The 617-nt window shown below is 67.1% G+C and carries 1 protein-coding gene; it reads right to left on the bottom strand.

Going from position 1 to position 617, the window contains the following annotated elements:
• Positions 1 to 617, bottom strand: a 617-nt coding sequence (locus Afe05nite_RS43540; RefSeq protein WP_239118643.1) for an SGNH/GDSL hydrolase family protein, incomplete at both ends; no start/stop codon positions are given.

Consider the following 617-nt stretch of genomic DNA (forward strand, 5'->3'; position numbering starts at 1 on the left):
CCGATGCTGCCGGGTACGGCGCGTAGGGCGTTGTACCAGGTGGCGGCCATTTTGTCGTAGCCGCCGGCGGTGGGGTGGATGCCGTCGATGAGGTCGTTGGTGGTCAGGGCGTTGTGCATGTCGACGAGGTGGACGTGTTTACCGGCGTTGGCCTTGGTCTGGATCATGCCGGGGAGGGTGGCGTTGAAGGTGCGGGCGGCGTTTTCCTGGCCGGTGTTGGCCAGGGGGATGAGGGTGGCGATGAAGATGTCGGCGGTGGGGGCGGTGGTGGTGATGTGGTCGATGAGGGTGGAGAGGCGGTTGGGTGCGGTGGAGACGTTGTAGTTCTGCAGGATGTCGTTGGTGCCGATGTGCAGCAGGACGGTGCGGGGGGTGTAGCGGGTGAGCCAGGTGGTGATGTTGGCGTCGATCTGGTCGATGCGCCAGCCGGGGTGGCCTTCGTGGTCGTGGTCGCCGAGGGCGGTGGGGCCGTTGTATTGGCTGCCGACGAAGTCGGTGCGGTAGCCGGCGGTGGCGAGTCGTTGCCAGAGGCCGTTGCGGTAGCCGCCGGGGACCTGGGTGCCTTCGGTGATGGAGTCGCCGAGGGGCATCACCCGGACACCACCGTTCGACTCGGC

The sequence above is a fragment of the Paractinoplanes ferrugineus genome (assembly GCF_016862195.1).
Taxonomy (GTDB): Bacteria; Actinomycetota; Actinomycetes; order Mycobacteriales; family Micromonosporaceae; genus Actinoplanes; species Actinoplanes ferrugineus.